Source organism: Neobacillus niacini (genome assembly GCF_023715785.1).
GTDB classification, from domain to species: domain Bacteria; phylum Bacillota; class Bacilli; order Bacillales; family Cytobacillaceae; genus Neobacillus; species Neobacillus niacini_E.
Genome location: NZ_JAMBOX010000039.1, coordinates 1 through 1,784 on the forward strand (window position 1 = coordinate 1; position 1,784 = coordinate 1,784).

Here is a 1,784-nt window from a genome sequence, read left to right on the forward strand (position 1 = left end):
TAAAAAGGGAGCATTCCTGTTAGAAGGATTTTCGGGGACTTGAACAAAAAAAGCCCTCTTGGTATGATGCGGGGTGTCAAATCTGCAGAATTGACCCCTAATTTGATAACCAAGGAGGACTCCATATGGATTTTAAACAAAACCAGAAAATAAATCAAGTCACCGAGAAAACACTTGTTGTCGGAATCGACATTGCCAAGCAGACACATTTCGCTTGCTTCGTCGATGATCGAGGACGGGTACTCCAAAAATCTTTTTCAGTCAAACAGTCCATCGTTGGTTTTGAGTTCTTCTATCAACGCATTCTATCTGCAATGAAGGAAAACGAAAAAACAGAAGTCATTGTCGGGATTGAACCTACAGGCCATTTCTGGCTTAATTTGGCCTATTTCCTTGAGGAACGGGGCATCCCACTTGCCATGGTTAATCCTATGCATGTAAAGCGGTCAAAAGAGTTGGACGATAATCTACCAACCAAACATGACCGCAAAGATGCACTTGTGATCGCTCGTCTTTTAAAAGACGGACGGTTCAGTTATCCCCGTATCTTGAAAGGCTTGGAGGCCGAACTTCGGGTTGGGTCAACGCTTAGAAGTAAATTGACAGAGGAACTAGGGGCTGTCAAAAACATGATTATTCGCTGGTTAGATCGCTATTTTCCAGAGTTCGTTCAAGTGTTTCCGTCTTTCGGAAAGATGGCCATGGCTGCACTTGAATGTACCCCATTTCCGAGTGATCTTCATCAAAAACAGCCCGATGAAATTTTAGCTCTTTATCGGACGGTTGAGGGGCTGAAATCCCCCCAAAGACCAAAAGCATTACGCCTTATTGAAGTCGCAGCTAACTCTATCGGAGTAACTGAAGGACTTAAGATGGCCAGTATTGAAATCGCCACACTTGTCCGCCGTTACCATCAGCTCGAACAAGATATCGAAAGCATTACTCAACACTTAGTTGAACTTGTAAAAACGTCTGTAGAATACGAATGGTTATCATCAGTTCCAGGGCTTGGAGATACAACAATTGTCGATCTATTAGCTGAAATCGGAAGCTTTTCACACTACCAAGATCCACGCCAACTAATCAAACTTGCGGGGTTAACGTTACGTGAAAATTCCTCCGGTCTGCATAAAGGGCAAAAACGCATCTCCAAACGGGGGAGAAGAAAGCTGCGTGCCCTCCTATTCCGAGTGATGATGCCAATGATTCGCCACAATGAAGCTTTTAGAAAACTACATGAGTATTACACAAACCGTAAGGTTAATCCTTTACGCAAGAAGCAATCCATCGTGGTTCTATGTGGAAAACTATTAAAAGTATTACATGGAATCAGCACTAAGCACAAAGCGTTTGACGCACAGCGAATGATGAGGGATATTCCTAATCTCGGAGAGGCTGCTTAAAGCCCTACATTCCCTTTAAATGACCTAGAAAACAGGATGACACGGAGAAGCTAGCACTATTTTCACCATCCGACCTTGAGTCCCTAAGGGAGCTTCGCTAGCCTCTGCCTTATGACTAGACCGAACGAAGGAATGTAGGCACGCAGATGCCAAGAGACATGGGAGGGTACGTCATCATAAGCTACGCAGAGATCCATTGTGCATCGCATAATTTCCTATCACTACTTTCCACCATTATCCAGTAGTGACCGCGTAGCGTACCCATATGATGGAATAGTTTCACATAATATAAAAATATTGTTAGGAAGCGTGTCGAAAAATATTTTTTTGACACCCCACCAGCGGCTCAAACCGTTGATAAATCAACATTTATAGAGGGAG

General features: G+C 43.5%; 1 protein-coding gene. It reads left to right on the top strand.

The annotated features are described in order from the left end of the window. Window positions 1-125: 125 nt before the first annotated feature. Window positions 126-1,403: an IS110 family RNA-guided transposase gene (locus tag M3234_RS28570; protein ID WP_262307913.1), complete on the top strand. Its 1,278-nt coding sequence runs from the start codon at window positions 126-128 to the stop codon at window positions 1,401-1,403. The last annotated feature ends 381 nt before the right edge of the window (window positions 1,404-1,784 follow it).

Coding starts and splice junctions, on each gene's coding strand:
- M3234_RS28570 (WP_262307913.1), top strand. CDS start 126: ATGGATTTTAAACAAAACCAGAAAATAAATCAAGTCACCGAGAAAACA.